Annotated in this window: 4 protein-coding genes; 3 read left to right on the top strand and 1 reads right to left on the bottom strand. The window is 50.7% G+C overall.

Annotation, left to right across the window (positions count from 1 at the left end):
* On the bottom strand, positions 1-238 hold a 238-nt coding region (locus BGK49_RS15885), incomplete at its 3' end, for a transposase (protein ID WP_032335914.1).
* Between the two features lie 20 nt (positions 239-258).
* Here BGK49_RS15885 and BGK49_RS15890 point away from each other — a divergent pair.
* The 3 genes from BGK49_RS15890 to BGK49_RS29590 form a co-directional block, all read left to right on the top strand.
* A complete protein-coding gene (locus BGK49_RS15890) occupies positions 259-663 on the top strand; it encodes a DUF826 domain-containing protein (protein WP_235868451.1) in 405 nt (134 codons plus the stop codon).
* 75 nt (positions 664-738) lie between these two features.
* Positions 739-954 carry a class II holin family protein gene (locus BGK49_RS15895; RefSeq protein WP_000284492.1) on the top strand — a complete coding sequence of 72 codons (216 nt, stop codon included), beginning with the start codon at positions 739-741 and terminating at the stop codon, positions 952-954.
* 4 nt (positions 955-958) lie between these two features.
* The coding region (locus tag BGK49_RS29590) for a DUF1327 domain-containing protein (protein WP_032199667.1) at positions 959-1,038 on the top strand (80 nt) is incomplete at its 3' end.

The following is a 1,038-nucleotide window of genomic DNA, read 5'->3' on the forward strand; positions in this document are numbered from 1 at the left end:
CAAGGCGAGCTTCATTTAACGCCTTACGCAGTTGCAGAATTTCAGATTCCAGTTCAGCCACCGTGCGGGAACCAGGAGTACCGAGCCCTTTTCTGGCGGCGGTAACCCATTGTCCTAAAGTGCCTTCAGGAAGGGATAATCGGGAAGCGCCTTCACTGATCGAAAGTTGATTTTCAAGAACCGTTCTGACAGCTTCGGCTTTGAACTCTTTAGAGTAACGTTGGTTTTTTCTGCTCATTATTAGCTCCTTCTGATGCCATTCTATTTCAGGAAGGAGTGTCCGTTAAACTCAGGCTACCTCAATCAGCGCCAGTCAGTCAGCCGGAGCAAAAACAGAAGCCCCACTCATTCCGGAACAACCTTCTTAATAACCCATTTCAACGAGAAAATCCTATGTCAGAAATAAAATCGCTGGTCACTGCTGAGGCAGTGAAGGAAGTCCTGCGCTCTGAAGAAGTCCGGAGCGCACTGAAACAGCAACTTCGGCAGAACCTTGAGGCGCGTCTTGATGCAGAAGTGGATTCAATTCTGGATGAACTGCTGGGCGCACCGACTGTTCCGGAGCCGGAAGGCATTGCGGATGACAGTGCTGTTTCAGATGGCGTCGGGTCTCAGCCTGACGGTAGTGAAGGGCCTCAGCCTGACGGCGAAATGATGATGTAACCATGCGCAGGGGGTGTCGGTGTGAGCTGATGCCCCACTTGTTGTTGTGAGCTTCCGGATTGCGGGAGACGGGGTATGTACCAGATGGAAAAAATCACAACAGGTGTGTCATACACCACGTCAGCGGTGGGAACGGGCTACTGGTTCCTGCAGTTGCTGGACAGGGTTTCCCCGTCTCTGTGGGCGGCAATAGGCGTACTGGGGAGTCTGCTGTTTGGGCTGCTGACATATCTGACTAACCTGTATTTCAAAATCAGAGAGGACCGTCGTAAGGCTGCACGGGGAGAGTAATTCAATGACTCAAAACTATGAACTGATTGTGAAAGGGATCCGCAATTTTGAGAATAAAGTTACGGTAACTTTAGCGTTACGGGA

This window comes from Shigella sp. FC1544, from assembly GCF_001722145.1.
GTDB lineage: Bacteria > Pseudomonadota > Gammaproteobacteria > Enterobacterales > Enterobacteriaceae > Escherichia > Escherichia coli.